Origin of the sequence: Microcystis sp. M090S1 (genome assembly GCF_020246295.1) — a bacterium.
Classification (GTDB): domain Bacteria; phylum Cyanobacteriota; class Cyanobacteriia; order Cyanobacteriales; family Microcystaceae; genus Microcystis; species Microcystis aeruginosa.
On sequence record NZ_JADBTF010000339.1, the window covers coordinates 1 to 26,543 of the forward strand.

26 protein-coding genes and 1 pseudogene are annotated in these 26,543 nt (G+C 38.9%); 10 read left to right on the plus strand and 17 right to left on the minus strand.

The window, feature by feature from the left end; translation table 11 throughout:
• Nucleotides 1-251 precede the first annotated feature (251 nt).
• From IM477_RS15040 to IM477_RS15105, 14 genes are all read right to left on the minus strand, one after another.
• Nucleotides 252-497 carry a hypothetical protein gene (locus IM477_RS15040; protein ID WP_002800710.1) on the minus strand — a complete coding sequence of 82 codons (246 nt, stop codon included), beginning with the start codon at nucleotides 495-497 and terminating at the stop codon, nucleotides 252-254.
• Between the two features lie 5 nt (nucleotides 498-502).
• Nucleotides 503-898 carry a DUF6883 domain-containing protein gene (locus IM477_RS15045; protein WP_002800711.1) on the minus strand — a complete coding sequence of 132 codons (396 nt, stop codon included), beginning with the start codon at nucleotides 896-898 and terminating at the stop codon, nucleotides 503-505.
• A 547-nt stretch (nucleotides 899-1,445) separates the two neighbouring features.
• Complete coding sequence (locus IM477_RS15050) at nucleotides 1,446-1,949, minus strand: hypothetical protein (RefSeq protein WP_287732389.1); 504 nt, start codon at nucleotides 1,947-1,949, stop codon at nucleotides 1,446-1,448.
• Between the two features lie 269 nt (nucleotides 1,950-2,218).
• Nucleotides 2,219-2,419, minus strand: a complete 201-nt coding sequence (locus tag IM477_RS15055; RefSeq protein ID WP_002800716.1) for a hypothetical protein — start codon at nucleotides 2,417-2,419, stop codon at nucleotides 2,219-2,221.
• On the minus strand, nucleotides 2,403-2,678 hold the full coding sequence (locus IM477_RS15060; protein WP_002800717.1) for a BrnT family toxin: 276 nt from the start codon (nucleotides 2,676-2,678) through the stop codon (nucleotides 2,403-2,405). The genes IM477_RS15055 and IM477_RS15060 overlap by 17 nt, the downstream gene beginning before the upstream one ends.
• Nucleotides 2,679-2,888: 210 nt before the next feature.
• Nucleotides 2,889-3,413 carry a hypothetical protein gene (locus tag IM477_RS15065; RefSeq protein ID WP_287732390.1) on the minus strand — a complete coding sequence of 175 codons (525 nt, stop codon included), beginning with the start codon at nucleotides 3,411-3,413 and terminating at the stop codon, nucleotides 2,889-2,891.
• 24 nt (nucleotides 3,414-3,437) lie between these two features.
• Complete coding sequence (locus tag IM477_RS15070) at nucleotides 3,438-4,076, minus strand: hypothetical protein (protein ID WP_287732391.1); 639 nt, start codon at nucleotides 4,074-4,076, stop codon at nucleotides 3,438-3,440.
• Nucleotides 4,077-4,119: 43 nt separating this feature from the next.
• Entirely contained in the window at nucleotides 4,120-4,734 is a 615-nt protein-coding gene (locus tag IM477_RS15075; protein WP_287732392.1) for a hypothetical protein, read from the minus strand.
• Between the two features lie 159 nt (nucleotides 4,735-4,893).
• On the minus strand, nucleotides 4,894-5,418 hold the full coding sequence (locus IM477_RS15080) for a hypothetical protein (RefSeq protein ID WP_287732393.1): 525 nt from the start codon (nucleotides 5,416-5,418) through the stop codon (nucleotides 4,894-4,896).
• 86 nt (nucleotides 5,419-5,504) lie between these two features.
• Nucleotides 5,505-6,122 carry a hypothetical protein gene (locus IM477_RS15085; protein ID WP_287732394.1) on the minus strand — a complete coding sequence of 206 codons (618 nt, stop codon included), beginning with the start codon at nucleotides 6,120-6,122 and terminating at the stop codon, nucleotides 5,505-5,507.
• Between the two features lie 142 nt (nucleotides 6,123-6,264).
• Nucleotides 6,265-6,804, minus strand: coding sequence for a hypothetical protein (locus IM477_RS15090; protein WP_287732395.1), 540 nt, complete (start codon nucleotides 6,802-6,804; stop codon nucleotides 6,265-6,267).
• A gap of 67 nt (nucleotides 6,805-6,871) precedes the next feature.
• On the minus strand, nucleotides 6,872-7,330 hold the full coding sequence (locus IM477_RS15095) for a hypothetical protein (protein WP_287732396.1): 459 nt from the start codon (nucleotides 7,328-7,330) through the stop codon (nucleotides 6,872-6,874).
• Between the two features lie 57 nt (nucleotides 7,331-7,387).
• Entirely contained in the window at nucleotides 7,388-10,414 is a 3,027-nt protein-coding gene (locus IM477_RS15100) for a GUN4 domain-containing protein (protein WP_287732397.1), read from the minus strand.
• Entirely contained in the window at nucleotides 10,408-10,641 is a 234-nt protein-coding gene (locus IM477_RS15105) for a hypothetical protein (RefSeq protein ID WP_287732398.1), read from the minus strand. Before IM477_RS15105 ends, IM477_RS15100 begins: the two co-directional genes overlap by 7 nt.
• 322 nt (nucleotides 10,642-10,963) lie before the next feature.
• Between IM477_RS15105 and IM477_RS15110 the strand changes: the two genes are divergently transcribed.
• Both IM477_RS15110 and IM477_RS15115 read left to right on the plus strand, forming a co-directional pair.
• The gene (locus IM477_RS15110) at nucleotides 10,964-12,832 is read left to right on the plus strand and encodes a serine/threonine protein kinase (protein WP_287732399.1); all 1,869 of its coding nucleotides are present in this window, start codon (nucleotides 10,964-10,966) and stop codon (nucleotides 12,830-12,832) included.
• 305 nt (nucleotides 12,833-13,137) lie between these two features.
• The gene (locus IM477_RS15115; protein ID WP_287732400.1) at nucleotides 13,138-15,129 is read left to right on the plus strand and encodes a serine/threonine protein kinase; all 1,992 of its coding nucleotides are present in this window, start codon (nucleotides 13,138-13,140) and stop codon (nucleotides 15,127-15,129) included.
• A gap of 134 nt (nucleotides 15,130-15,263) precedes the next feature.
• Here the strand turns inward: IM477_RS15115 and secF are convergent, their stop codons facing one another.
• The 3 genes from secF to IM477_RS15130 form a co-directional block, all read right to left on the minus strand.
• Complete coding sequence (secF, locus tag IM477_RS15120; RefSeq protein WP_287732401.1) at nucleotides 15,264-16,196, minus strand: protein translocase subunit SecF; 933 nt, start codon at nucleotides 16,194-16,196, stop codon at nucleotides 15,264-15,266.
• Nucleotides 16,197-16,458: 262 nt separating this feature from the next.
• Nucleotides 16,459-17,865 carry a protein translocase subunit SecD gene (gene secD, locus IM477_RS15125; RefSeq protein WP_287732402.1) on the minus strand — a complete coding sequence of 469 codons (1,407 nt, stop codon included), beginning with the start codon at nucleotides 17,863-17,865 and terminating at the stop codon, nucleotides 16,459-16,461.
• Nucleotides 17,866-17,891: 26 nt separating this feature from the next.
• Complete coding sequence (locus IM477_RS15130) at nucleotides 17,892-18,875, minus strand: alpha-ketoacid dehydrogenase subunit beta (RefSeq protein WP_002752113.1); 984 nt, start codon at nucleotides 18,873-18,875, stop codon at nucleotides 17,892-17,894.
• Nucleotides 18,876-19,231: 356 nt separating this feature from the next.
• Here IM477_RS15130 and IM477_RS15135 point away from each other — a divergent pair, with 356 nt between their 5' ends.
• The 8 genes and pseudogenes from IM477_RS15135 to IM477_RS15170 all read left to right on the plus strand — a co-directional run.
• Nucleotides 19,232-20,800: a YcjF family protein gene (locus tag IM477_RS15135; protein ID WP_287732403.1), complete on the plus strand. Its 1,569-nt coding sequence runs from the start codon at nucleotides 19,232-19,234 to the stop codon at nucleotides 20,798-20,800.
• Nucleotides 20,801-20,880: 80 nt separating this feature from the next.
• A complete protein-coding gene (yqeK, locus tag IM477_RS15140; RefSeq protein WP_287732404.1) occupies nucleotides 20,881-21,477 on the plus strand; it encodes a bis(5'-nucleosyl)-tetraphosphatase (symmetrical) YqeK in 597 nt (198 codons plus the stop codon).
• A 55-nt stretch (nucleotides 21,478-21,532) separates the two neighbouring features.
• Entirely contained in the window at nucleotides 21,533-21,937 is a 405-nt protein-coding gene (rsfS, locus tag IM477_RS15145; protein WP_002752120.1) for a ribosome silencing factor, read from the plus strand.
• 5 nt (nucleotides 21,938-21,942) lie between these two features.
• Nucleotides 21,943-22,446, plus strand: a complete 504-nt coding sequence (locus IM477_RS15150; protein ID WP_287728467.1) for a CGLD27 family protein — start codon at nucleotides 21,943-21,945, stop codon at nucleotides 22,444-22,446.
• A gap of 22 nt (nucleotides 22,447-22,468) precedes the next feature.
• Complete coding sequence (locus IM477_RS15155) at nucleotides 22,469-23,422, plus strand: asparaginase (protein ID WP_147071380.1); 954 nt, start codon at nucleotides 22,469-22,471, stop codon at nucleotides 23,420-23,422.
• A 588-nt stretch (nucleotides 23,423-24,010) separates the two neighbouring features.
• Nucleotides 24,011-24,973 (plus strand): glycosyltransferase family 8 protein, encoded by a 963-nt coding sequence (locus tag IM477_RS15160; protein WP_157404738.1) that lies wholly within the window; start codon nucleotides 24,011-24,013, stop codon nucleotides 24,971-24,973.
• Between the two features lie 22 nt (nucleotides 24,974-24,995).
• The gene (locus IM477_RS15165; RefSeq protein WP_002800821.1) at nucleotides 24,996-25,835 is read left to right on the plus strand and encodes an FkbM family methyltransferase; all 840 of its coding nucleotides are present in this window, start codon (nucleotides 24,996-24,998) and stop codon (nucleotides 25,833-25,835) included.
• Between the two features lie 427 nt (nucleotides 25,836-26,262).
• Nucleotides 26,263-26,543, plus strand: a pseudogene (locus tag IM477_RS15170) (4-hydroxy-tetrahydrodipicolinate reductase); the annotation flags it as partial.

Here is a 26,543-nt window from a genome sequence, read left to right on the forward strand (position 1 = left end):
TATCTGGCAAGAGACTTAATTGATTAGCTCGTTCTAGATTGAAAACAATTGGCAAAAATCGAAGCAATGTCTTTCTATATAAGGGTTTCACCCCTTATAACTCCCGTCCATTGCATAACACAAACCGAAGAACCAAAAAAGTAACTGTTGGTTGTGTTGGGTTTCGTTCCTCAACCCAACCTATACGCTAACCTACTATAATGTTACCGATCGACACTATATGAATTATGCACAATGATCAACCCCAGAATCTAGACGGCAGCCGTTTGGCTAATGGGATTGATGACGATAAATTGTTCGGGATAGAGAATAACATTTTCATAATTATAACCCGTTACTGAACTATCATCAGGAATCCCTAAATCAACGGCGTAACCTTCAGGATTTTCATAGCATTCAATAATACTACCTTCTGTTCCTTTGGGAATAAGACGCTCACCAAAATCAGCACTAATATCTACTAATGTTACAATTCCATCATACAGTTTTGCTTTCATGGTATTTACCCATTGTTTTGATTAATTTTCAGCCAGTTTGTTATTAATCTAGGAATTTGTTTGTTTTTGTCAATTTGCCATTTTGTGACTAATGTTCCTTGAAGGTAATTAATCCCTATTATGGGTATTGTAACCGTAAATCGAATTCCATATTCACTAGGTTCATCTAAGGTAGCTGGATTATTTTCTAAGTGTAGTCTGATTTGATTGATAATTGACTGAGCCGCTATTTGACGACCTTGAGAACTTTCTATATTATATCCAAGAATCATAAATGCTTGCCATTTTCCTTGATTGTTAGTATTGAATGGATTCATAGAGTATTCAGTGAATTTACGAGGATCGATCTCAGCTTGTTTTGCCATTGGTAATGGATTCCCCGATTGCCAATTTTGCTCCATGCTTATATCGTTTACCAAAGTGAATAGTAATGTCCATAATCAAGTTTTGTTTTGTTGTCAATACTCTGTTAATATATCTAATACTAAATCCGTTGAGTACAGGCTAGTTATGAGGAGAGGCAAAAGGCAAGAGGCAAAAGGCAAGGGGAATAAATAATCAGTTTTTAATAACCGGATTTAGTATAACCTATCAGCGATCGCATGATCATTATCAAATAGGCGATCAGATTTATTCTGTTAAATATTCTAAGAAAGATTGGCTATTTTTGTCCGCTCACTGGGCTGTAATTGTTGAATGACAGAAATGAGTTGTTCTAGGGTGATAGGTATTGTTATCATGGATTTCATGTCTCTTAGTTGAATAAAAACAGTCTGTAATCTCATTATATCAAGTATGATGAGGATCTTGGTCATGCGAAACTAGACGTTAATTTCAATAGGCAGTAATTGTTGGGTTTCGTACCTTAGCTAAAGCTACACGCCTAGACTTATTATATGCTAAAACTTACTGAATACCGCTATATTTTCATAGGCAGATTGAAACCCTTCAAGGTAATAGTCCGGGTGTCCCAGCAGGAACACACTTATTTAATTTTGTCGTTCCATCAGATTGAATGTAGTAATCTTCACCCCAATCTGATGGATATACACCAAAAGAAACTATAGCGGTATTGCTACAATTAGCAACAATTTTATCCGTCCAACTTTTCATTAAAATTTTAGATTCCATAATATTAATAATTATGCTCTCTATTTTTGGGTCAGATCTAGTGGTCACACTCCAATCCACTGAACTTAATGCAATATTCAATACATCAGTTCTATTCGTTGGATTTCCCGTTCTATAACTATTAGCTGTTCCTTTATAAATACTAAACTTAACCCTTCTAACTCCCTTTGAGCGAATTTCTTCAAGGACTTTATTGACAGTAGCTTGACAGCCTAGCTTTGGTTCTGATTGTGCTTTAACCGAAGGATAGGAACCAGCAAAAAGCGTTGACAATCCTAATAAGGAAGCAATTAAGAGATTTTGGGAGTTAAGTCGTTTCATGGTTTTGTCCTCTGAGAAAACTTAATTAAATTGAAACATTTTTGTTAGCAGTTGAGTATTTGAGTTGACGTTAAAAAAGTAACCGTTGGTTGTGTTGGGTTTTGTGCCTTAATCAAACCTACATGGCTAGGAACTGTAGGGGCGCAAGGAACCTGCGCCCAGAATGTAACCTCTCTCAATTTATCAAGTCTGGTGAGTCAGCCTCACTTATTTGAATACCGCGATTATGATGTTTTTGAGATAGTTAAAGACTGTTCAATTACTTGAGGTTAACTATTTTGAATTAGGCGTAATAACAAACGTAATCCTTCATTAACGGCTGCTGAATCAGGAAAAATAGTAGCAACGTCGGGGTCTATTTCGACGGTTAAAGTAGTTCTTTTTCGCCCTTGACCTCTTGCTATGACTGGAAGTTTAGTAAAGTCATATTCGGGGCGTAAATCATCATCTAGATCACAGGTCTGATTCATAAGCTTTACGTTCTTGGGTGGTAGCTAAACGGGCACTAATTAAGCGTGTGGTTTCCGTGCGGTCAGTATAAGAAACAACTAGCAATCGTCCTTTGGCTGATTCTCCCATTATAATAAAACGTCGCTCCCCAAGAGAGTGTTCTGGATCGGCAAAGGTTAAAAATAAGGGATCATAGAACACGGATTTAGCTTCATCGAAAGAAACACCATGTTTGGCCAAGTTCCTTTTGGCTTTCTCCTCGTCCCAATCGAATAACATGGGTTACATTTATATGGGTTTGCTGAAAATTATAGCAGAATTTCTGGCTCTCCCGTACTTGTGGTGATAAGAAAAGGTTATCTAAGATAGGGCGTATACCATACGGCGCGACAGAAAACGAATTTGCCCTACTGTAGGGGCGCAAGGAACCTGCACCCAGAATGTAACATACACTAACATTTTACCCCATAATGTCGGGAGAGCCGATTTTCATAGGCAGATTGAAACCCCCCAAGGTAATAGTCCGGGTGTCCCACCAGGAACACATTTATTTAATTTTGTCGTTCCATCAGATTGAATGTAGTAATCTTCACCCCAATCTGATTGATCATTACCAAAACCAACTATCGCTGTATTGCCACAATTAGCAACAATTATATCTGCCCAACTTTTCAATAAACTTTTAGAACTCATGATATTATTAATAATGGATTGACTTCGAGAATCAACAGTAGGTTTTTTAGTGAAATCCCAAGCACTTAAAATTATTTCTAATTCGTCTGTTCTGTTAGTTGGATTACCCGTGTTATTTTCATTGGCTCTTTCCTCATAAAGCTTAAACCAAGTCCTTCTAACCCCTTTAGAACGAATTTCTTGAAGGACTTTATCAACAGTAGCTTGACAACCTAGTTTTGGTTCTGATTGTGCTTGTACGGATTGAACTGGACTGAGGCAAATGTTCATTAATACTAACACTCCAGTGAATTTTGATTTAATCTTTAAGAAATTAATCATGATGCTCTCTCCCTTAAACAAGTTTTATTTTGGTCTAGAAAACTTACAAGATCCAGTATCTCCATCGCATCTTGCCAAAACTTGACCTTTCGTATTAATCACTTTATAGGAGTATATGTTTTTAGATTGTTTATCAAAGTATCCAAGTTGAAAGCCTCTCCCTTTAGGTTCTACGGTAATGATATATTCTTTACCCGTCCATTGGATTTTTTTCATTCGATGTTTAAATAGCCAAAATTCACTCTTGGGGTTTTCAGCCTCACTAGCAGATCCAATATTAGCCCATTTTTCAGTACAATTACCCTTGCGTTCATGAGCTTCAATAGGAAGATACCATGCTCCTGTACGTGCGTTTACCCATCCTAATCCACTTAATCCATAATAATCAGAAAAAATTATTAAATCGCTAGTCCAATGTTCATCGGTTAAATATACATTCCAATTACCAGATTGAGGTCTATATCGATCAGGACGTTTCTTAAGGGTAGCTAAGTGTTGATTTGCACTAGGTCGGTTCCAACTTTCTACAGTTAAGCAAATATCAATAGGAACATCTTGCGCTGACTGTGCTTCGACAAATCGATTTAAACTAAGGAAGATAGTTAGTAATCCTAACCCTAACAAAGTGGTAGTGATGATTTTGTTAGTGCGGAATTGTATCATAATTTTGACCTCATAAAATTAATATTACTTGAATAAAAGACAATTATTTGGGCTTAGAAAATTTACAACAAGATTCACACTTAGCTAAAAGTTGCCCTTTAGTATTAATGACTTTAACGGCAAATATGTCAGGAGATTGTTTTTTAAAATATCCAAGCTGAAACCCACTATTTTTAGGTTCTACAGTGATAATGTACTCCCGTCCTGTCCATTTAATACTTTTCATCCTATGCTTAAATAACCAAAATTCAATAAGTGGATTATTGTTTGGATTTGCTCCTCCAACTTGTGCCCATTTATCGACACATTCATTCATTCTAGTTAAATCCTTCTGTGGTAATGACCTTGGAGGTGTAAATAATCCAGCCCTTACCTGAATACCAACAGAAGCACTTAATCCGTAATATTCTCGAAATAATATTAAATCGCTAGTCCATTCTTGGTATGTTAAAGATGGTTCATGTCTATTGGGTATGCTTCTAAGCGTTGCTATTTGATCTTTTGCATTAGGCCGATTCCAGCTTTCTGAAGTTAAGCAAATATCAATAGGGATATCTTGTGCTGATTGTGCTTTAACCGAAAGATAGGAACCAGCAAAAAGCGTTGACAATCCTAATAAGGAAGCAATTAACAGATTTTGGGAGTTAAGTCGTTTCATGGTTTTGTCCTCTGAGAAAACTTAATTAAAATGAAACATTTTTGTTGGTAGTTGAGTAGTTGAGTTGACGTTAAAAAAGTAACTGTTGGTTGTGTTGGGTTTCTGAACTTATATTCTAAGTTATGGCTATCTTACAGTTACTTTAACCAAACCTACTAGCTAAGGTAAACTATAAAAATTCCAAGGTGCAGAATTTGGTTTAAAATAACGTTGATCAACTTGTCTTTCTCTCGTTTTTCCATCAAGCTGAATAGCATATTCAACAGTTATATCTGACTGTTCAATAGGAAAAATAACTACAGCCGTATTATTGCAATTAGCAACAATTCTGTCTGCCCAACTTTTCATTAAAACTGAGGAGCCTAAAATACTTTCTTGTATATGAGAACTTCGTTGATCAGGTTTATCAGAGCTAGGGCTGTAGCTACTTAAAGAAATCTCTAATTGATCAGTTCTATTGGTAGGATTGCCAGTATGATACTGATTTGCCGTTCCCTTATAAAGCTTAAACCAAGTCCTTCTAACCCCTTTAGAGCGAATTTCTTGGAGGACTTTATTGACAGTAGCTTGACAGCCTAGTTTTGGTTCTGATTGTGCTTTAACCAAAGGATAGGAACCATCAAAAAACGTTGACAATCCTAATAAGGAAGCAATTAAAAGATTTTGGGAGTTAGGTAGTTTCATGGTTTTGTCCTCTGAGAAAACTTAATTAAAATGAAACATTTTTGTTGGCAGTTGAATTGACGTTTAAGTGCTTTCACTATCTCGAATTATTTTTTAAGTTGACAATCATATTCACACCTACCTAATAAGCGACCTTTTGTATCTATAACTTCAATGGGAGTAGTTTTACCTGATGCTAAATCCTGCCGTGTTTTTCTATAATGAAGAATTTGTAATCCTGAATTACGAGATTCTACTACAAAAATATATTTATTGTTTGCCCACTTGATCTGTTTTAATTTGTAGCTAAACAATCTGACTTGAGTTTGTGCTGAACTTGAATTAGTTTCAGCGAATTTACTCGAACATTTGTCTAGTCCTGTAGCAAAGTTTTTATCACGCACTCTTGCATAATAAACGCCTGAATAGATTTCTATATCAGTTAATCCACTTACACCATAATACGAGTCATAACGAAGAATGTTAGCTTTCCAGTTGGGGGAATTGATCACATCTGAGATATTTCTATAACCCCTATAATTAACATATTTATCTTTGATATATTCTCTTGGACTTGGACGAACAAAAGTATCAGAATTAAAGCAAACTTCAAAAGGGATATTTTTTACTGATTGTGCTTTAACCAAAGGATAGGAACCAGCAAAAAGCGTTGACAATCCTAATAAGGAAGCGATTAAGAGATTTTGGTAGTTAAGTCGTTTCATGGTTTTGTCCTCTGAGAAAACTTAATTAAAATGAAACATTTTTGTTAGCAGTTGAGTATTTGAGTTGACGTTAAAAAAGTAACCGTTGGTTGTGTTGGGTTTCGTTCCTCAACCCACGCTACATAGCTTGAAATCTACTTGATTATTTTGTGTTTTCCGATGTGAGGCAATGCGGTATGGTACCATATCCCCAAGTAATGGGTTCCGAGGTATTGTCTAGTTGAGAGCATTTTTCTTTTATAGTTGTACCATCTTGTTGAATATAATAATTTATACTTATATCTGATTGCGATATCCAAAAACTTACTATAGCTGTATTGCCACAGTTTTTAACAATTTGGTCAGCCCAATTATTTAAAAGCTTTGGTGATGCGAAAATATTACTGATGGCAATTCCATTACTGGTAGTAGTACCTACATCATCGATTAAAACAATATCTAATACATCAGTTCTGTTTGTTGGATTTCCAGTACGGTATTGATTTGCCGTTCCCTTAGAAACACTAAATTCAACTCTTCTAACCCCTTTAGAGCGAATTTCTTGGAGGACTTTATTGACAGTAGCTTGACAGCCTAGTTTTGGTTCTGATTGTGCTTTAACCAAAGGATAGGAACCAGCAAAAAGCGTTGACAATCCTAATAAGGAAGCAATTAACAGATTTTGGGAGTTAAGTCGTTTCATGGTTTTGTCCTCTGAGAAAACTTAATTAAAATGAAACATTAACCTAAATAGCTAATTTAATAGAAAATTATGGTTTATAATATAATTCATATTTAAAACTTTTTCCTACTCTATCGCAACTATATTTAGGAACAGCACTTGTCGCCCTCCAAATAGTATCGGCTTTTCGTCCAATACCAAAAAAAATCTTCATTGAGCCAATACATCTCTTGGAACCATTCGTATCAATAAACCTATACTCACCCCAATCACTACCCGGAGATTTACAGTCTGATTGAGTTGGATAAAGAAAACCACTAATCCCTTTCTTAAACGAGTAAGAACCGTGAGGCTTTCCTGTAGTACAGCTTTCTTGCTGAGAACGAAGCCATCTTATCTGCAAACTACCATCACCAGCAACTAATTGAGCAATGGTAATAAAATTATTTTTAGGATAAGCATAAGCCAATACTTCTGTTCTGTTCAATACAGACAGCAAGGTTGGGATGACCAAATAATATATTAGGGTTAGTGGTTTAATCGCCATAACTTTTCTAGATTTTCTCAAAATTGAGCTTGACAAATTGCCTGAATTTGTTATATGTTACAACTCACAAGTCTTTGCGCGTAAAATCGCTTCTAATAAACTCCTTTGACTTACTTCCCCCCAGTCACCCGAATTCCGAAACCTTGGGAGGTGAGCTTTGGGTGCTAACTCCAAATTAAAGGTTATATCAGAGTAGTTATACAGCCAACTTCCTCCTTTTCTCCAGCCGACGCGATCGCCTAACTTTTCCACCACTTCCTCATTATAGTCTCTCGTGCCACCGAGACTCTCATAGATTTCTTTCTGGACACTGAAGCCAAACTTACCGTTACTGTAGTTCAGCCAGAGTTGGTTAATAGTTCGTAAATCTTCACAGGGAATATCCTCCCACTTTCCCCAAAGTACCCTACTCACGACTTTAATAGTTTCTCCATTTGCTTCTTCCCATTTCCCTGCTGCTAGAAGGTCGCGCAGACGGGTATAATTCACTCCTGATGTCTTCGAGATTAAGGAAATACCTGACTGGCTTTCAGGAACTGTTGGCTTTGTTGTTGGTGTAACATTTGCTGTCACCTTAACCTCCGATTGAACATAAGCAGAAATATTAGCAAAAGATCGATCGCCTGTCACCAACACATCAAACATACAGGATTCCAACATAGCAGAAGCAGTCACCCCCGCGCTACGACAAACCCGTTCCGCTTCCTGTTTCTGTTGCGTCGTAAAATCCGCTAAGGTCAACACCTTTTTCGGAAAATTCAAATTCGTAAAAGTTGCTGTAGTTTCCCCGACTTCATAAGCAAATAAAGACTCTTGCTGAGGAATACGCCAACTATTGCCATACTCCTTATACAGTTGATCGTAATTAGGATTAATACCGACAACCTTTCCTTGGCGAGTTTTCAAATCATCATTAGGACTATTATTGTAATTTCCCAACAAACCATACATTTTTGAGAGGCGAGACTTGGGGACTGTCACCTTAATCGTTAAGACCGAACTTCCCGACACTTCTACCCACTCTCCGGTGGGGGCGATGATTCTATATTCACCCCCATTTTTATCTACCCTTGCACCACCTTCAAGAACAATTGGCAAACTAGCCTCATTAACATTTCGAGCATTAATTTTGAGCTTTCCTTGATAAATTCCAATTCGTTCACCACCCGCTTTGATAGCTACTGCTGAGGGTAAAGAAGCATTATCTCCCACCCCCTTAAAACGACCTTGTACTTCAAAATCTCCTCGTTCAGATTTCGCCAGAATAAACTCGCCTACCGCTTGGAAGCTATTGCGTAAGCCATCAAAGGTGACAATATGAGGGTCTCCATAAATAACGCCTGTATTTCCGTCCGGTTTACGGGGAATATCGGGGGTGGGTTCTGGTTTCGGTTCTTCTTGGGGTGGTGGACAACCTTCTTTAATTTTATCAGCGCCAGCAAAAGTTTCTGACCATTTCCAAGGGTTTAACCAACGTTCTCCTAATCCAAAACTTTCCCAGGTTATTCCCGCTATTTTAGAAATAGGTTGAGAAATTCCACTAACTCCACTAATTTTCTTTAAATCCAAAAATACAGGACCACGAGGTGCGCTAGGACAACCTATATCTAGCAGTAATTTCGTAGTACAATTTTTGGGATTTCCCCATGTACCTGGATACAGCAACCAACTTTTATCACCTAAGTCTTCAATTTTCTCAACTCCGACACGGGGTAAATATTCCACTACTTCTCTTGATTTAGGGTCGGAAGATGAAATTAAAGATAAATTATCATGGAGGTTGTATATCTTCCCCCCTCGATGTTTTTCTTCACAACGAGGATCAATAGATGTGGGAATCGTAAATTTAGTACAGATACTTAATTCACTAATGTCCGACTTAGGATAACTCGCATGACCACCCAAACCGACAAAAACATTAGGTTGAGCAAGAATATCATTGCGGCTACCTAAGTTAGTTGAAAATAGAATATTGTTATCCTTAACTAATTCTGTCCATTCAAAAATTTCTCCTCCTTCGGAAATAAACTCACTCACCAAGAAAATGTGTTCGCCAAAAGCAACTCGACAAGGATAGTAGTATCCATCCCGATCCTTCTGTAAAAAGACCGTTATTCCTTCCCAATCTCCTTCATGATTATTAAATCCTTCGTGATCGTACCAATTGCTATGGGGATAGTGAAAATAATAGTTAATTGCTAATTCTTTAATTCCTGTTTTTTTGTTATCTATTTCTAAATTATCATTTTCAACGATTGAGGCATAAATTTTAGCAGGAGTTTTTTTACTTCGACTGTAAGCACCTTTGATATCGGTTTTAAATTGACTAAGATCTAAGTAATCATCTGCATTTCCTCTATCCTTAATAGTGGCTTTAGTTTCGGCTTTCCAAGTATTTTTATTAACATCAAAAGGAACTTGATATTCTTCCTCTGGCTCAAAATTCAAAATAGGAGTAAAATAGTTAATTAATTGGCTTTTAGAAACAGGAACTTTGGTTTTAAATATTTTTTGACCTTTCTCCTGAATCTTGAGCAAATATTGAGAATTTGTTTCAGGATAGTCTGCCACAAATAAGGAATTGATTTGATTTGTCGGTTGTTTATCTAAGCCGAAATCCCTAGTTGTATCACCAACAACTAAACCTATTTCAAATTTAATCTCTTCTACTATAGGTATTTTGGGTACGATAATTTTATTAATTTTAAAGGTATAAATCCCTTGGGTAAGCTCTCCCACAGGAATATTTTCTGCGAAACCTCTAGGCAATTTAACTGTCTTCTCAGTATTATCATCTCGATTAACAATATTTATTGTAACTAAATCGCTTAATTGCCATTTTTTACCAGAAAGAGTTAAATTTTTTAAATCGATATAATAACTACCTTCTTTCTCGACTTCTACCGTCCAATTAACTGTAATTTCCTTATCTACTCCTGCGGTTGCCCACCAGCGATCGATCCCTAATTTGGGTGTACCATCTGGTTGAATGGGGCTAAAATAATTATCAATTTTCTGCTCTGTTTGAGATTGCCTATAGCGGTAAGCGCTTGAGTGAGATACAGACCAAGCTTTGCCTAGCATGGTTTATAGCTCGTGACACTGTACCTCATACGACTGCACACCGCTATAATAGCCGGTTGTGGAGTTTGAGCCACGACAGAAGCGCTATATTTAGCATCAGGCAGACAGTAACTCAACAGAAAAACGCCACAGAGAGAGAGTGCCAGCAGCTTTCTCAAGAATTCCTCGCCAATAATGGCAAGAAATGCCCCTAAAGCCACCCAAAACCAACGCAACCGAGTTTTCACGCTTCGACCTCCTGACAATTTGGCTCTCCATGCCACCGAGAGATAGCTAGTTAACGGCTCATTGTATCACCAAAGCCCTCGAAGCAATCTTAAAGATCCCCTAGCCATAACAATTTTTTAACACTCCCCAGCCTAAAGTCTTGGGGATTCTTGGTTCACCGAGATTACTTGCTTAGACAGAATTTCTCCTGAGAAAGTAGAGGCATTCTCGACAAGTGCGCGGGGTTTTAGCCAACTGTACTTAGGGGCAAGTGTCATAAATCCACTGATCTATTAGTTATGATTGAGCTAAAGTTCTTAAAGTAGAGTTATTATTCACCTTATGTCTGAACCGCAGTATCCTGACTTTACCGCGCATGGCTACCAAGTGATTGAGCAACTTGGTCGCAACCCTTCTGCTGGCAGAGTATCATACAAAGCATTAAGTATTAATACTCGGCAAATTGTGGTGATTAAGCAATTTCAGTGGGTAGGAGGAAGTAGCACTCTTGATGGAGAGAGACAAATTGAGAGGGAGATTCAAACTTTGCGGAGTTTCCATCATCCGAAAATTCCTAGTTATTTAGATGACTTCAAGACTGAATTTGCTAGTTTTTGTATCGTCCAAGAATTTATTGATGCACAAACTCTATCAGAAAATAATGATTTTACACCACAAGAGATTAAAAGTGTTGCTATTCAACTTTTAGAGATTCTTGTCTATCTTCAGAGTTTACTTCCTCCGATTATTCATCGAGATATTAAGCCCGAAAATATCCTAGTTGACGATAACTTAAATGTCTATTTAATTGATTTTGGATTTGCCAAAATTGGAGAAGGAGAGGCAACGGCATTAAGCAGTATTGCTTTAGGAACTCCTGGTTTTATGTCTCCTGAACAAGTAAATAATCTTCCTCTCACCGAAGCAACGGATTTATATGGATTAGGTGCTACCTTAATTTGTCTGTTGTGCAAGATTCAATCTAAAGATTTTGTGGATATAGTAGATTATAACCTTCAGATAGATTTTAAAACTCGTGTCTTTCATCTAGCTTTCTCTTTTATTGAGTGGCTAGATAAGCTTGTAAGACTTAACCCAGATCAAAGATTTCCTAACGCACAAGAAGCTTTAAATGCGCTTCTTCCCTTGGAGTTAATTCGGATTCCTGAACTTCATTTGAGTAGAAGTAGTTTTACCTGTGAAGCTAAGCGTTTAGGAGAAAAAATAATTCAAACCATTGAATTGAATAATCCAATTCCTGAGACAGTTTTAGAAGGATCTATTTTATCTTATCAGCAAAAAGAATCTCGCCGTCATGATTGGTTAACTATTTTTTATCCTAAAAGTAAAAGATTTAAGGGGAATCAAACCTCATGTACTTTTGAGATAGATACCGGTAAGTTAACCGCTAATAAGGTTTATCAGCGTGAAATTATTTTTAAAAGCAATGCTCGTCAAAATAACACACCATTTAATATTAGTATTAAAACTGCCCCGCTGCCAAAGCCTATATTACCTCCCTATTTACTTTTAGCTGGAATCTATCTCATTTTTACAATTGGCTCTAAATTTGTTTGGATACAGGACAATCTTATCCTTCAGTTGAGCATTACAATTTTAGCAGCATTAGCCGTTCTTGGCATGGATTATTGTCTGGTGGTAATTAGTCTCAGTTTAATAATGTGGATAGCAGGAACATTGGGAACTATAATAGTATTATTCTTGCCTTATTTGTTAGTATTTGATACTGTTTGTTATACATCTCCAGAAGTTTTAGTTCTTCAAAAAATTCTTGGTTTTATAGCCTGTATATATATGGCTATTTCTTCGTATAAAAAAACCGACAAAAATACTAATCAAAATTCTAATGACAGCCATAAAGAAGATAATATATGGGCAAGTGGGGTGATAAGTGGGATAGTCGGTTGTTCCAGCTATTTTATATTGTCTGAGCCTATGATTGACTTTTTTAAGCCAATTGATGAGTATTGTAAACCCGCACCAGGGTTGATTCTTAACTATGGTTATGATTTTCTTATATTTCTTATAATTGTAATATTGTTGGGATTTTCATTTCCTGCTTTTATGTTTTTTCTATCCTTTCATTTGTCACCTTTAATATCAAAAATATCAAAATTTTTCTTACTTCCAATGGTTAATCTCAGCTTTGCAAAAAAAGGTTACACCAACAAAATAGTAATTCTTCTATAGCGGTGTGCAGTCGTATGAGGTACAGTGTCACGAGCTATAAACCATGCTAGGCAAAGCTTGGTCTGTATCTCACTCAAGCGCTTACCGCTATATATTTATATCTAACAATTGGATTTGCTATTGCTTCAGGTATTGGCTCACAAATTGGTTGGCATAATGTTTATATTCTAACAACTTTGCTAATGACTGGTATTCCTTTGTTAATACTATTGCTATTTCCGCCTATTTATTATACTCGAATAATCACTAAATACAGCAACAATATGTACTAAACTTAACACCAATAACCAAGAGGTCATCAAGCTATGGAAAACAACTATTATCATACCAACTTGCCGAATTTTCAGGACTATGGCTATCAAGTTGTCAGAGAGTTAGGAATAAATAGTTTAGGAGGAAGAATCACTTACCAAGCTATAATGACTAGAACTCAGACTCCCGTTGTTATCAAACAGTTTAGATTTTGTAACTCCAACGCAAATTGGACAGCATATAAAGCAATTGAACGAGAGATTGATGTTTTAAAACAATTAAATCATCCACAAATTCCTCGTTATCTCGATCATTTTGACTCAGGCAATGGATTGTGTTTAGTCCAAGAATTTAAAAATGCTCAACCCCTATCTAATCCTCGTAGTTATAATCCAGAACAAATCAAAAAAATAGCTATACAATTGTTAAATATATTAATTTATTTACAGGACAAAACAGGATACCCTGAACCAATTTATCATCGAGATATTAAACCAGATAATATTTTGCTAGATGATCAATTAAAAGTTTATTTGATTGATTTTGGCTTGGCAAAGATAGGCAATAGAGAGGTAAATAATAGCAGTATTTTTGCAGGTACGCCCATTTTTATAGCACCGGAGCAATTTTTAAGAAAAAGATTAACAAAAGCCTCTGATTTATATGGATTAGGCTTAACTTTAATTTGCTTAGTAACGGGCATAACGTCTGATAAAATTAGTGAATTACAAGATCAATATAATGACTGCAAAATTCGCTTTAAACATCTCGTTCCCAAATTGAGTTTACAGTTTATTAGCTGGCTAGAAAAAATGGTAGAGCGAAACGTGAAAAAACGCTTTCAAAATGCTCAAGAAGCATTAGAAGCATTGAAACCACTCTACTTAATTCGCTCTCCAATAGTCCAGCTTAGTGCATCAAAATTAGAGTTAACCGCCAACGAAATAAATGAGAATATTACGTCATCCATTACAGTAATTAATGATATTCCTAACACTATTTTACAAGGAGAGTGGTCAATTGTATCTCATAAAAATGACGTTTCTTCAAGAAATAGTCATTCTTGGATTACAATTACACCTCATGCTTTTACAGGAAATCATCATGAATTTATTGTCACTGTTGATACTAGCCATTTGATGGCAGACAAAATATATGAACATGAGCTTATTTTAAGCAGTAATGCTGACCAAAAATCTAAAAAATTAAAGGTTATTATTAACACGGCTTCTCTACCTATTGAAAAAGTAAAACATCCTCCTTATTTACTTTTAGCTTCAGTGTTACTTTGGTTTGTATTTTGTGTAAAAGTTCCACTTGCGAATGACATTCTGAAAACTATTACATCTGAAGAATTATTGATTCCATTCAAATCTGACATAGATGTAATTAACATTCATGCTATTGCTTTTACATCAGGTAGTATTGGAGCCTTCTTGCCATTATTTAAAACTTGGAAATCAAAATTATTTTTCTTGCCATTTCTATCGTATTTTGTCTTTTGGTTAACTTATATTTCTTTTATTATCGTTGTTATTGTGTCTTCTATGGTTTCCATCAGTAACCAAGAAATTCTTTTTTGGGTTTACTTGCTTGTGGGTTATCGTCATGTAACAATTCTTGTATTACTAACATTCGGCTGGCTTTTTCTGGAGGTAGGTATATTTCCATTTATAGGAGGATTACTAGGAGAACTTTATACTTTAGTTATGATTGTAGCAGCGTCTAATTTTAACGAAGGAGCTATAGGATTCGCCAAAGGTACTATTATCGCTTCAATTACAAGTATATTGCTTTATTCAACAGAATCAAAATTCAAGAATAAGCAAATTGACAAAGGCTACATCTTTATCCTGTTAACGATAGGATTAGGTATTGCTATTGGTGCTGGTTCAGTGGTTGGATGGTTTAATCCTTATGTCCTATTAGCATTAGCTTTGACAAGTTTTTTGTTGATTTTTATGATACTATATCCACATATCAACAGGGCTAGATTAGTTAATCAATATCGTCACTGGGAAAAGCGAAATGCCAATAAAAAATGAAGTGCATCAACTGGAAAGCTTGACGAAGGAAAGCTGATCATTTAAAGTCCGAGGTTGAAGAACGAGGCAAATATATTAAAACCGATATTTGACGAAATTGGCCAAAAAATTTAGCTGACAACTAAAAGCTATTTTTAAGCTTGCACTATCTTAGTTCGATGGGAACGACCGCGCCACCAAGCTAGTAGGGTACTAGCGATAAAAATACTCGAATAGGCCCCGGCTACGAAGCCAATAATTAAAGCTAGGGCAAAATATTTTAAGGTGCTGCCACCAAAGAGAAAAATCGCCACCAGAGGCAATAAAGTGGTCAGGGTGGTATTAATTGAACGACTTAGGGTTTGACTGACCGCATTATCGACAATTTCATCCACGGATAATTCGGGGGTATTGACAAAATTTTCTCGCACGCGATCATAAATTACCACTGTGTCGTTAACAGAAAAGCCCACAATTGTCAAGAGGGAAACCAAAAATAAACTATCCACTTCTACCCCCGCAATTAAGCCTAAAACCGCAAATACGCCCACGGTAATTAGAACGTCATGAAAGAGGGCGACAATGGCAAAAAAAGCGTAATCCCGTTGAAAACGAAAGCTTAGATAGACGGCAATGCCAAAAAATGACACTAATAAAGCTAAAAACCCCGACCTAAATAATTCTTGACCAATGGTCGGCCCGACGGTATCGATTTGACTGGTTTCGGGGTCAAAGGTGCCAATTTTCTGGTTTAAGGTGTCGAGTAATTTCGTTCTCTGTTCTTCTACGAGGGTTTTCGTCCGCACCGATAAAGTATATTTATCCAACACCTGCACACTACTGTTACCCAATCCCTCCTCGTCTAAAATTGCTTGCACTTCGGCAGTAGTTAAGGGTTTCTCACAGTTATTCTTTTTGGCACAGGCTAATTCTATCTGAATTCTCGTGCCACCAACAAAATCTAAACTCGGTCGCAAAGGCGCTTGAATAGTGAACCAAGAAATTACCATGGCCAAAATACTACCAATCGTCAGCAGGGCCGAGACTGTCCACCAAAAATTACGCTGTTTTGTAACGCTAAATGCCATATTGATTAAGTAAAAAAGTAAAAAGGAAAAAGGAATTTGGGGGCTCTTCTGGTTTCTGTGTGGAAACGAGGTCTATACTGATAGAATATCCGCAAAATAGTCGTAAAAGTCTTGCCCAGTAAGCATTTCACGATTCCATAAGCAAAAATTATCACACAAAGTCGAGAAGAGCCATTTGGGGGAGTAGGGAGTGGCAATCGGTGGGTTACGGCGAATATGAAATTATTGGTTAACAGCATAACTTGTCGTCGCCTAACCCACCCTACTGATTTACCGGTAAATTAGGGCAGAAAAGTTGGGGTTTTTGGCGAATGCTGGGGACACTTAACACAGTGATTAACAGGAGAGTGCGACTACAGGTTAAAGCGGTAAACATACTCACAGCTACCCCAATCGCTAAAGTTAAAGCAAAACCTTTGACTAATCCCGAACCCAACCAAAATAAGGCAGCACAGGCGATTAAAGTAGTGACATTACTATCAAGAATACTGGAAAAAGCCCGATAAAATCCCGACTCTACTGCCCGAAATAGGGATTTTCCGGCCCTTAATTCCTCCCGGGTACGCTCAAAAATTAGTACATTTGCATCAACTGCCATGCCGATACTGAGGATAAATCCAGCAATACCGGGTAACGTCATGGTGACTCCCACTAAGGCAAAAGCCCCCAGAGAGAGAATAGTATAGATAATCAGGGAAATATCGGCAATAATACCGGGTAAACGGTAATAAACCGCCATGAAGATTAAAACTAACAGTAAACCCACTAAACCAGCGTAGATACTGCGACGGATACTATCCTGGCCTAAAGTTGCCCCGACAGTGCGAATTTCTTCCACTTTAACGGGGAAAGGTAGAGAACCACCGCGCAATTGAATCGCTAGATCGTTGGCAGTTTCGGCGGTAAAATTACCGGTAATCACGGCCCGGCCTCCTGTAATTCCCGTTTGGGCAAACTGCACATCAACCACAGGGGCGCTAATTAATTCATTATCGAGGAAAATCCCAATACTGCGACCAGTACCTGCGATCGCTTTAGTCAGTTCGGCAAATTTACTGCCCCCTTCCGAATCGAAAGTAATGGCCACTTCCCAGTTAGTGCCTTGGGTGGAACTAATAGTGGCATTTTGCAGATTTTTTCCAGTTAAGTCCACCGATTCAAATAAATTTAAAATTGCCTCTTTAGATTTTTGCAGAGATTGTTCTAGTTCGGCAATTTTAGCGGCATTTTCGGGTTTATTCTCGGCTTTGAGGGCGGCTAATTCCGCTTTTTTTTGTTGAAAAATTGAATATTCAGCCCGGAATTCTCCTTCTGTACCTTGTTTTTGCTGACGAAATTCTAATTGGGCCTGAACATTTAAGTTTCTCTCCGCTTCTTTGGGATTTGTGACCCCGGGTAGTTGCACGATTACCTGATTTTTACTGTCCACAGTCTGCACTAATGATTCAGAAACACCCAGGGCATTAACGCGGTTTTCAATCACATTTTGTACGGCTTTTAAATCATTAGGTTGAATGGTTGTGACGGTTTCAGTGGGTTTAACCTGAATGGTTAATTGACTACCACCGCGCAGGTCTAAACCTAATTGTAGGGGTAACTTAATCAGGACGAAGATCGAGGCAATAACCAGGCCGATGATCAGTAACAATAACCAATTTTGTCTCTGCATAACTTCAGTATCAAAAGGAGAATTTTTTAAATGCGATCACCGACCATTTTTTGGACAGCTTCGACAATTTGATTAGGTTGAATAATCGTCAATCTTTCTAGATTACCGTTATAAGGTGTGGGGATATCTTGGGAAGATAATCTTAACACGGGGGCATCTAATTCATCGAATAACTGCTCGTTAATTAAAGCAATTAACTCGGAAGCAATTCCTGCCGTTTTCATACATTCTTCCACGATAATCACCCTGTGAGTCTTGCGAATCGAAGCGGCGATCGTCTCCATATCAAAGGGTTTCAGGGAAATTAAATCGATAATTTCTGGATCATAGCCATCTTTTTCTAACTGTTTTAATGCCTGTAAACAGTGATGACGCATCCGCGAATAGGTGAGAATAGTTATATCTTCTCCCTTGCGAACGATTTCGGCTTTATCGAGGGGTAAAAGATACTCGGTATCAGGTAAATTTTCCTTGAGATTATAGAGAAGAACGTGTTCAAAGAAAAGCACGGGGTTATTATCTCTAATCGCCGATTTTAATAAACCTTTGGCGTTGTAAGGAGTGGAACAAGCGACAATTTTTAGTCCGGGTACCGCGTGAAAATAGGCCTCTAAACGTTGGGAATGTTCCGCCCCTAATTGTCTCCCCACACCCCCCGGACCGCGGATAACCATGGGGATTTTAAAATTACCGCCGGAAGTATAACGTAACATCCCGGCATTGTTGGCAATTTGGTTAAAGGCAAGCAAAAGAAAACCCATATTCATGCCTTCAATAATCGGACGTAATCCCGTCATGGCTGCCCCCACTGCCATGCCCGTAAAACTATTTTCAGCGATGGGAGTATCTAAGACCCTTAAATCGCCATATTTTTTGTAGAGATCTTTGGTAACTTTGTAGGAACCGCCGTAATGACCCACATCTTCACCTAAAACAAATACTGTCTGGTCGCGGCCCATTTCCTCATCGATCGCCTGTCGCAAAGCATTAAATAATAGGGTTTCTGCCATATCAAGTCCCCGTTTACAATTCGGTCATCTTATCACTAAACTTATTATCTTACCCCTTTTCTGGTCCGAAGGAGCGGGAATTATGAATTATGAATTATGAAGTGGGGAGGTGGGGAGAGGGAATTATGAATTATGAATTATGAATTATGAATTATGAAGTGGGTAGATAGGGAGTAGGTAGGTGGAGGACGTAGGTTGGGTTGAAGCATGAAACCCAACGCCCGATTATGTTACGCTACTGCTCCTATAAATAATTGTGTCTCCCTACTTCATAGATAATAGTCTATTCTAGTTCCCGACAATCGGCCGGCAAAGAACTAAGATCAAGATCAAGCAATCCCCTACCGTTAAAGCTGATGAAATTACCCCGTCTTGCCGCTTTAATCATTGGTCTGAGCTTTATTTTCGGATTAATGTTGTGGTTAGTCAACTCTATCTATCGTCTTTACATCCAGATCGCCTTTACTGCTCCTATCTTAGCTAATATTCTGCTTTTGCTGATTATCGGACTGCTGGGCTTGCTAATATACGTTCTTTTGTACTACTTTTATCTGCTGCCCCAGCAGCAAAAAAGTCGCCGCGGGTTGCGTTCTTCCTCCCGTCCACCCCTAAAATTACCGGTAGAAAAAACCGAGGCCGCTGGGGAAACCTTAAAAGCTATCCGGCAACAAGTAGAGCAAATTCAAGATAAAGTAACTCAACAGGTTTTTATTAAGCGTTCCCAAGAAATTGAGCGAAGTTTAGCCAGAAAAGAAGTTAAAATCATCGTTTTCGGCACAGGTTCGGCGGGAAAAACCTCTCTAATTAACGCCCTCATCGGTCAAATGGTGGGCAATGTGGAGGCAACCATGGGAACCACGGAAAAAGGGGAAACCTATAGTTTAAAAATGAAAGGTGTGAATCGGGAAATTCAAATTACCGATACCCCCGGCATTCTTGAAATTGGTGCAGCCGGAGGTCAAAGGGAACAGTTAGCGCGACAATTAGCCACGGAAGCAGATTTACTTTTATTTGTCATTGATAACGATATTCGACAATCGGAATACGGCCCTTTATTGCGTTTAATTGATATTGGTAAACGTTCTCTCTTAGTCTTTAATAAAATCGATCTCTATAGCGATGAAGATCGAGACATTATTTTAAAACAATTACGAGAACGTCTAAAAGGAGTGGTCCTTTCAGCCGATATTATTGCCGTCGCCGCTAATCCCCAACCAGTACAGTTAACCGGTGGACAAATCATCACACCGGAACCAGATATTTTAGCTTTAATTAAACGTTTGGCTTCAGTTTTACGGGCCGAAGGGGAGGATTTAGTGGCAGATAATATCCTCTTACAATCCCAAAGATTAGGAGAAGAAGCTAGGAAAATTATCGATCGCCAACGTCGTCGCCAAGCTGATAAAATTATCGATCGCTATCAGTGGATCGGTGCGGGAGTGATTGCTGTGACTCCCTTACCAGTGTTCGATCTGTTAGCAACGGCGGCGGTTAATGCTCAAATGGTCAGGGAAATTGGTCAAGTTTATGGCTGTGAAATTAACAGCGATCGAGGCAAGGAATTGGCTCTATCTTTGGGCAAAACTCTAGTTAGTTTGGGAGTAGTGAAAGGAGCAGTAGAATTATTAGCCAGAATCCTACAGTTAAATTTTACTACCTATATAGTCGGTAAGGCAATTCAAGGGGTCAGTGCCGCCTATTTAACCCGCATTGCCGGCAAAAGTTTTATTGAATATTTCCGTCAGGATCAAGACTGGGGTGACGGTGGTATGACGGAAGTGGTACAAAGACAATTTCAACTCAGTCGCAAGGAAGAATTTATTAAGTCTTTTGTGGCCGATGCGATCGGTAAAGTGGTACAACCTTTTCAGGATGATTGGCAGCAAGAAGAAGTTTTAGAAGCTAGTTGCGAGGATGATTGGTAAAGATCGAACCCGGGAGCAATAGGCAAAATTGTATAGTAATTGTTACAATCGTTTTGGGGTTCCACAAGGGCAAAAAAAAGATGCGACAGCAAGTTATCGACTGGTTAAAAGAAAACGTCAACGAACACCGTCTGCGACATATTCTCGGTGTGGAGACCATGTGTATTGATTTAGCTCGTCATCACGATCTCGATCCCGTCCAAGCAGGGCAAGCGGGATTACTACACGATCTGGCTAAATTTTTCAAGCCCAAAAAACTGCTAAAAATGGCGGAATCGGCGGGAATAGACGTGGATAATATCTGTTTATTCCATCCCCACTTACTCCACGCCGATGTGAGTGCAGTTGTCGCCCAAAAAGAATTTAACGTTACCGATGAGGAAATTCTCGAAGCGATTCGCAATCATACCCTCGGTAAACCCAATATGAGCGATCTTAGCTGTATAGTCTTTATTGCCGATGCCTTGGAACCCAATCGCGGCGATACACCCGAATTAAACGCCCTAAGACAACTCAGCTATCAAAATCTCCATAAAAGCGTTCAACAAACCTGCGATTATTCCCTAAAATATCTTTTAAGTAGCCATTGTCCCATTCATCCCCGCACCGTGCTAACCCGCAACTGGGCGTTACAAATTGTTAAAGAACAACCAACAGAAACTAAAACCATTGATTAACATAATCTCAAGACTCGCTTAAAACCACCTCAGCCAAAGGATAACCACAACCTGAATGACCAATCCCACTGGAATTATTACCCCCATCGCCGAAAATCTCAAGACCGAAAAATTTCTAGAGACAATTGTTACCGCTGCCGAAGACAAGAAAGCAGGGGACATCGCCATCCTGAAAGTCGCCGATATCTGTTATTTAACCGATTATTTTCTGATTATTACCGGCTATTCTACCACCCAAGTGCGAGCGATCGAGGATGCGATCGAAGCCGCTATGGAACTAGAATGGCAACAGTCTCCCCGACAAGTGGAAGGAAAAAGCGAAGGTAGCTGGATACTGATGGATTATGGCGATATCATTGTCCATATCTTTTTACCAAAAGAGCGAGAATTTTATAATTTAGAAGCATTTTGGGGTCATGCTCAACGGATTCCTCTACCTAGCGACCATTTGGAGGAGTAGAATCCATGAAATCCTCCCTTGATTTCTGTCCCGTCCCGGAAGAACAGCAACCGGTTAACGAGTACGAACAATTAAAAGAATCTTGGTTTTTCCGTTGGGCGACGCTAGATGTAGCCCCTTATACAAAAAAAATTGTCTGGTTATGGTTATGGACATGGTTAATTGTCGGACCGATTGCCGCCGCTAGTTTTCCCCTCAAAAAGGCCCCTTTTCTCTTCCTCTGTGCGGGGATTTTTGGCTCGACAATTTTGGTAGGATTGGTGTTATTGCGCTTGTATCTGGGCTGGATCTACGTCTATGATCGCTTGCAATCGGAGAAAGTATTTTATGAAGAGTCGGGTTGGTACGATGGCCAAATCTGGACAAAAACCGCCGCCATTTTAACCCGCGATCGTTTAATCGTCTCCTATCAAATCCAGCCCATTCTCCAGCGTTTACAAAAAACCGCCCTGATTCTAGGGGCAATTGTCGCTATCAGTGGTCTTTTTTGGCTATTTTTCACTCACTAACCGCAACCAATCACCAATCTGAATGAATAGGGTAAAACGTTCACCAACCCACCGCTTAGAAATTCATCTCCTCCGGGAAGGTATTATTGAATCGGTTCATAATGTCGAGGCCGCTATTTGCGATGACCGCGGCCGGGTATTATCCACCGCCGGCAGCGCCGAAACTAGCGCCTTTATTCGTTCGGCCCTGAAACCTTTTCAAGCACTGGCTGTCATCAGTACCGCCACCCTCGAACGCTACGATCTCAACGATAAGGATCTAGCCATTATCTGTAGTTCTCACCAAGGCACAGTGGAACACGCCCGTCAAGTCTTTAATATTCTCTGGCGCGCCGATATCGATCCTAATGCCCTGCAATGTCCTCTCCCGGAAGGTAAACCCAGTCGCCTCCAGTACAATTGTTCTGGTAAACACGCCGGGATGTTAGCGGTGTGTCAACAGCGCAGCTGGCCGTTAAATAGCTATCTGCGGCGCTCTAGTCCGATACAGAAGCTAATTTTAAGCAAAATTGCCGAATTATTGGGGATGCCGGGGGATGAATTAATCAGCGCCCACGATGACTGCGGCGCGCCCACCTATTCAATGCAGTTGGGGCAAATGGCCCATCTCTACGCCCAGTTAGCCTCTGGCAACCGTTTAGACTTAGAAAGAATCGTCCGGGCGATGACCTATCATCCCCGCATGGTAGCAGGAGAAGGGGCTTTTGATACGGAATTAATGCGGGCTAGTCAGGGGGAAATCGTCAGTAAAGCCGGGGCCGAAGGTATTCAATGTATCGGGCGCGTCGGTGAGGGTTTAGGATTAGCAATAAAAGCTTTAGATGGTTCCAAACGGGCTAAATATGCCGCCGCTTTGCAAATTCTCAAACAGTTAGGCTGGATTACTCCTAATGTGGCCGAATCTCTCTCGGAAAAATTCCTCAAAATCGGCAGTTATACCCGCTTGGAAGTGGTGGGGGAAATGGCTTTATTGTAAATAGTGGGTTGACCAAGGGTAAATTCAATCTTGACAGACCAATAGGTCTATGGTACAGTGTGGGGGCATTCTCGCCGAGTGTGCGGCAGTTCAAGACAATACCAACAGTAGCCTATGAGTTTGATTGATAGGAAAATTCGTTTCGTCACCCTAGCTGTCGGGAAGAAATATCGAGATCATGCCCTTACCCTCGCCGAGGATATTCGTACTATAACTGATAATAGCCCTTTTGTAGTTCTCACTGATCGCCCTGAAGTTTTTGCCAAATCCGATTCGCTCATCCCGCTCCCCTCATCATTGCGACACCAGTTATCCGGAGGAGGCGAGCCGTCATCGTCAAAAGGCTAAAAGTCTTTCTAGTTAAGAAACTTACCCAAATAGAAATGATTTTAATTGTCCTATATTTTTTCGGTGAAATTGAATTAGCCAAGATAGATATACATTTCAGCCATTGAACTATTTTAAATTAGGACAGAGCATAAAAGCAAGCTGTAATTGGGTTATAATTTTTAGAGATGTCTCATAGAGAAGCGATTCTTTGACCTTGTTTCTATGGAATTTAAACTTGTAAGACACGAAGAGTTGATAATGCAAAATACTAAAACACCCACAGTCGTCTGTGCTGCGGACAACAATTACGCAATTCCTCTTGGCGTAATGCTTTACTCCTTGGCAGAGAACCTGAAAGAGGGGAAAGCTTTTATTTATGTTATTGATGGGGGAATTACCAATGCTAATAAAAAAAAGGTGATTCGGTCACTACAAAAATTAGAAGTCGAAGTGGTACTTAACTGGCTAAAGCCTCAAGAAGCAGCGTTCTTTACAATCGTGGAAAAACTTCCGACTTGGGGTCATGTTACTATTGCCGCTTACTATCGTTTATTAATTCCTTATCTCTTACCCCCGTCGATTGAGAAAGTTATTTATCTAGATTGTGATTTAATTTTGAAAGAAGATTTAAACAATTTATGGAAAATTGATATTGATAATCAATATTTATTTGCGGTGCAAGATATGGGATGTCCTCTAGTGTCAAGTAAAAATGGCTTAAAAACTTATCAAGAACTTCAAATACGCCCAGATACGCCATATTTTAACTCTGGGGTAATGATTCTTAATTTAAAAAAATGGCGAGAAGACGATATGTCTTTTAAAGTTATTAATTATCTAGAGGAAAATGGGAGACGTCTCCGTTACTGGGATCAGGACGGTCTCAACGCTATTTTGGCGGGCTGTTGGGGGAAACTGGATCCACGCTGGAATCAACTTCCTAATAAATTTTCTTCTTGGCAAGAAAGTCATTTTTCCGAGGAAGTTTATCATCAGGTTATGGAAGCTCCTTATCTAATACATTTTGCATCAGATGATAAACCTTGGAAATTTAAATTCTCTCCGTTAAGGGATACAGAAAAGCAATTTTTTGAATACTTAGATCGAACGGATTGGTCTGGATGGCGACCGAAAGAGGCATGGAAAAAAAGATTAGAACGATATTTTAACAAGGCTCTAGCCTATTTCAAAACCAAATCAGTTAGTTCTAATATTTTCTAGCAAAAGTTATAATTTTTTAGCCATGATACTTGCAAAACTTAAAACTTATATCTCTCGATTAGTCGGCAAAAGATCGGACAAACAGTCAAAGTTCTGGAGCATTTTTAAATCACCTAGTCTTCGCTACAAAATCTTTAAGGATAAGCTCGATACACTGCTGTATAGTTTATCCATTTCACAAGCGCATATTTTCTTTGTTCAAGTAGGTTCAAACGATTCTAGCTACGGTGATCCCCTACGTTATTTTCTGCTAGATAAACGTTGGTGTGGAATTATGATAGAACCCGTTGACTATGTATTCAAAAGATTATGCTCCAAATATGGTGATTATGGTCGATTTAAGTTGGAAAATGTAGCGATTGCCGAGGTAAACGGGTTTAAAGACTTCTACTATGTTGAAGAGACAGATTCCCCTTTGCCTGTTTGGTACGATCAAATCGGTTCATTTTCCTTATCTCATGTCTTAAAGCATATTGATTTTATCCCAGAACTAGAACAACGAATTCGGAAAACTCAAGTGGAATGTATAACGTTTGAAGAATTATGTAACCGGAACTCGGTTCGCACTGTAGATTTAATCCACATAGATACGGAGGGATTCGATTACGAGGTACTGAAAATGATAGATATTGATCGGTTTCAGCCTAGTTTAATCCTGTACGAGCATAAACATCTTTCCGATAGCGATAGGATATCCGCTCGGAGTCTCTTGAGCGCACGAGGATATCAATTGTTGCAGTTAAATAGTATGGATACTGTTGCCGTTTCTGTAAAAGCATTGGAAAACAGAAAACCCTTAAAGTGGGCGTGGAAAGTGATCACTAAAAATTTATCTTATCATCAAAATTCAGCGAGCAATTAATTTTTACAACTGCTAGAACTCGCCAAATAATAAGTTGATTAGTTTGAGGTGATAAAATATGGTTAAGGATACACTCACATTTGCCAAAATATCACCCAGACAAAGCACCATTGACGTAGGAACAGCGCAAAATGTAGAATGCTCTAGACCTTCTCGCTTTTACACTGTACGCCTGATATTTTTGCCCTTCTTCCAATCCCTGAAAACGACAGTTTAAGCATGGCATGGAGGGTTAAAAACCCATATTCTCCCTAAATAATCACGATTTTCTCATAACTACCCCTCGATCGTTGTGCGCGAGAAAACGGATAATTGATTCAGTGATTAGGCAAAAGGGGGTTAGGTGTTGGGGTTTTTTCCTTTGTCCCTGAAATACCCCTCCACCCCAACAGTCCATAATCCCTACATATAAGGAGAATAATTAACTATGACCGAAAATAGAGGCCCGATTCCCGTAGTTGTCAACGGTGCAGCCGGCAAAATGGGACGGGAAGTCATTAAAGCCGTTGCTCGTGCCGACGATATGATCTTAGTGGGTGCAGTGGATCGAAATCCAGCTTTTCGAGGTCAAGATGTGGGGGAAGTGGCCGGTTGTGAACCCCTAGAAGTGCCGATTCTCGACGATTTGCAGAGTGTTTTAGTCCTGGCAACTCAGGAAAAAGTGCAAGGGGTGATGGTGGATTTTACCCATCCCGACGGTGTTTATGA

Excerpts from the sequence above, each read along its gene's own strand:
- IM477_RS15085 (WP_287732394.1), bottom strand. The coding sequence starts at position 6,122 with ATGAAACGACTTAACTACCAAAATCTCTTAATCGCTTCCTTATTAGGA.
- IM477_RS15070 (WP_287732391.1), bottom strand. The coding sequence starts at position 4,076 with ATGATACAATTCCGCACTAACAAAATCATCACTACCACTTTGTTAGGG.
- rsfS (WP_002752120.1), top strand. The coding sequence starts at position 21,533 with ATGACCAATCCCACTGGAATTATTACCCCCATCGCCGAAAATCTCAAG.
- secF (WP_287732401.1), bottom strand. The coding sequence starts at position 16,196 with ATGGCATTTAGCGTTACAAAACAGCGTAATTTTTGGTGGACAGTCTCG.
- IM477_RS15100 (WP_287732397.1), bottom strand. The coding sequence starts at position 10,414 with ATGCTAGGCAAAGCTTGGTCTGTATCTCACTCAAGCGCTTACCGCTAT.
- IM477_RS15090 (WP_287732395.1), bottom strand. The coding sequence starts at position 6,804 with ATGAAACGACTTAACTCCCAAAATCTGTTAATTGCTTCCTTATTAGGA.
- IM477_RS15115 (WP_287732400.1), top strand. The coding sequence starts at position 13,138 with ATGGAAAACAACTATTATCATACCAACTTGCCGAATTTTCAGGACTAT.
- IM477_RS15130 (WP_002752113.1), bottom strand. The coding sequence starts at position 18,875 with ATGGCAGAAACCCTATTATTTAATGCTTTGCGACAGGCGATCGATGAG.
- IM477_RS15155 (WP_147071380.1), top strand. The coding sequence starts at position 22,469 with ATGAATAGGGTAAAACGTTCACCAACCCACCGCTTAGAAATTCATCTC.
- IM477_RS15110 (WP_287732399.1), top strand. The coding sequence starts at position 10,964 with ATGTCTGAACCGCAGTATCCTGACTTTACCGCGCATGGCTACCAAGTG.
- IM477_RS15135 (WP_287732403.1), top strand. The coding sequence starts at position 19,232 with ATGAAATTACCCCGTCTTGCCGCTTTAATCATTGGTCTGAGCTTTATT.
- IM477_RS15165 (WP_002800821.1), top strand. The coding sequence starts at position 24,996 with ATGATACTTGCAAAACTTAAAACTTATATCTCTCGATTAGTCGGCAAA.
- IM477_RS15065 (WP_287732390.1), bottom strand. The coding sequence starts at position 3,413 with ATGATTAATTTCTTAAAGATTAAATCAAAATTCACTGGAGTGTTAGTA.
- IM477_RS15160 (WP_157404738.1), top strand. The coding sequence starts at position 24,011 with ATGCAAAATACTAAAACACCCACAGTCGTCTGTGCTGCGGACAACAAT.
- yqeK (WP_287732404.1), top strand. The coding sequence starts at position 20,881 with ATGCGACAGCAAGTTATCGACTGGTTAAAAGAAAACGTCAACGAACAC.
- IM477_RS15050 (WP_287732389.1), bottom strand. The coding sequence starts at position 1,949 with ATGAAACGACTTAACTCCCAAAATCTCTTAATTGCTTCCTTATTAGGA.
- IM477_RS15075 (WP_287732392.1), bottom strand. The coding sequence starts at position 4,734 with ATGAAACGACTTAACTCCCAAAATCTGTTAATTGCTTCCTTATTAGGA.
- IM477_RS15150 (WP_287728467.1), top strand. The coding sequence starts at position 21,943 with ATGAAATCCTCCCTTGATTTCTGTCCCGTCCCGGAAGAACAGCAACCG.
- IM477_RS15095 (WP_287732396.1), bottom strand. The coding sequence starts at position 7,330 with ATGGCGATTAAACCACTAACCCTAATATATTATTTGGTCATCCCAACC.
- secD (WP_287732402.1), bottom strand. The coding sequence starts at position 17,865 with ATGCAGAGACAAAATTGGTTATTGTTACTGATCATCGGCCTGGTTATT.
- IM477_RS15040 (WP_002800710.1), bottom strand. The coding sequence starts at position 497 with ATGAAAGCAAAACTGTATGATGGAATTGTAACATTAGTAGATATTAGT.
- IM477_RS15080 (WP_287732393.1), bottom strand. The coding sequence starts at position 5,418 with ATGAAACTACCTAACTCCCAAAATCTTTTAATTGCTTCCTTATTAGGA.
- IM477_RS15060 (WP_002800717.1), bottom strand. The coding sequence starts at position 2,678 with ATGTTATTCGATTGGGACGAGGAGAAAGCCAAAAGGAACTTGGCCAAA.
- IM477_RS15055 (WP_002800716.1), bottom strand. The coding sequence starts at position 2,419 with ATGAATCAGACCTGTGATCTAGATGATGATTTACGCCCCGAATATGAC.
- IM477_RS15045 (WP_002800711.1), bottom strand. The coding sequence starts at position 898 with ATGGAGCAAAATTGGCAATCGGGGAATCCATTACCAATGGCAAAACAA.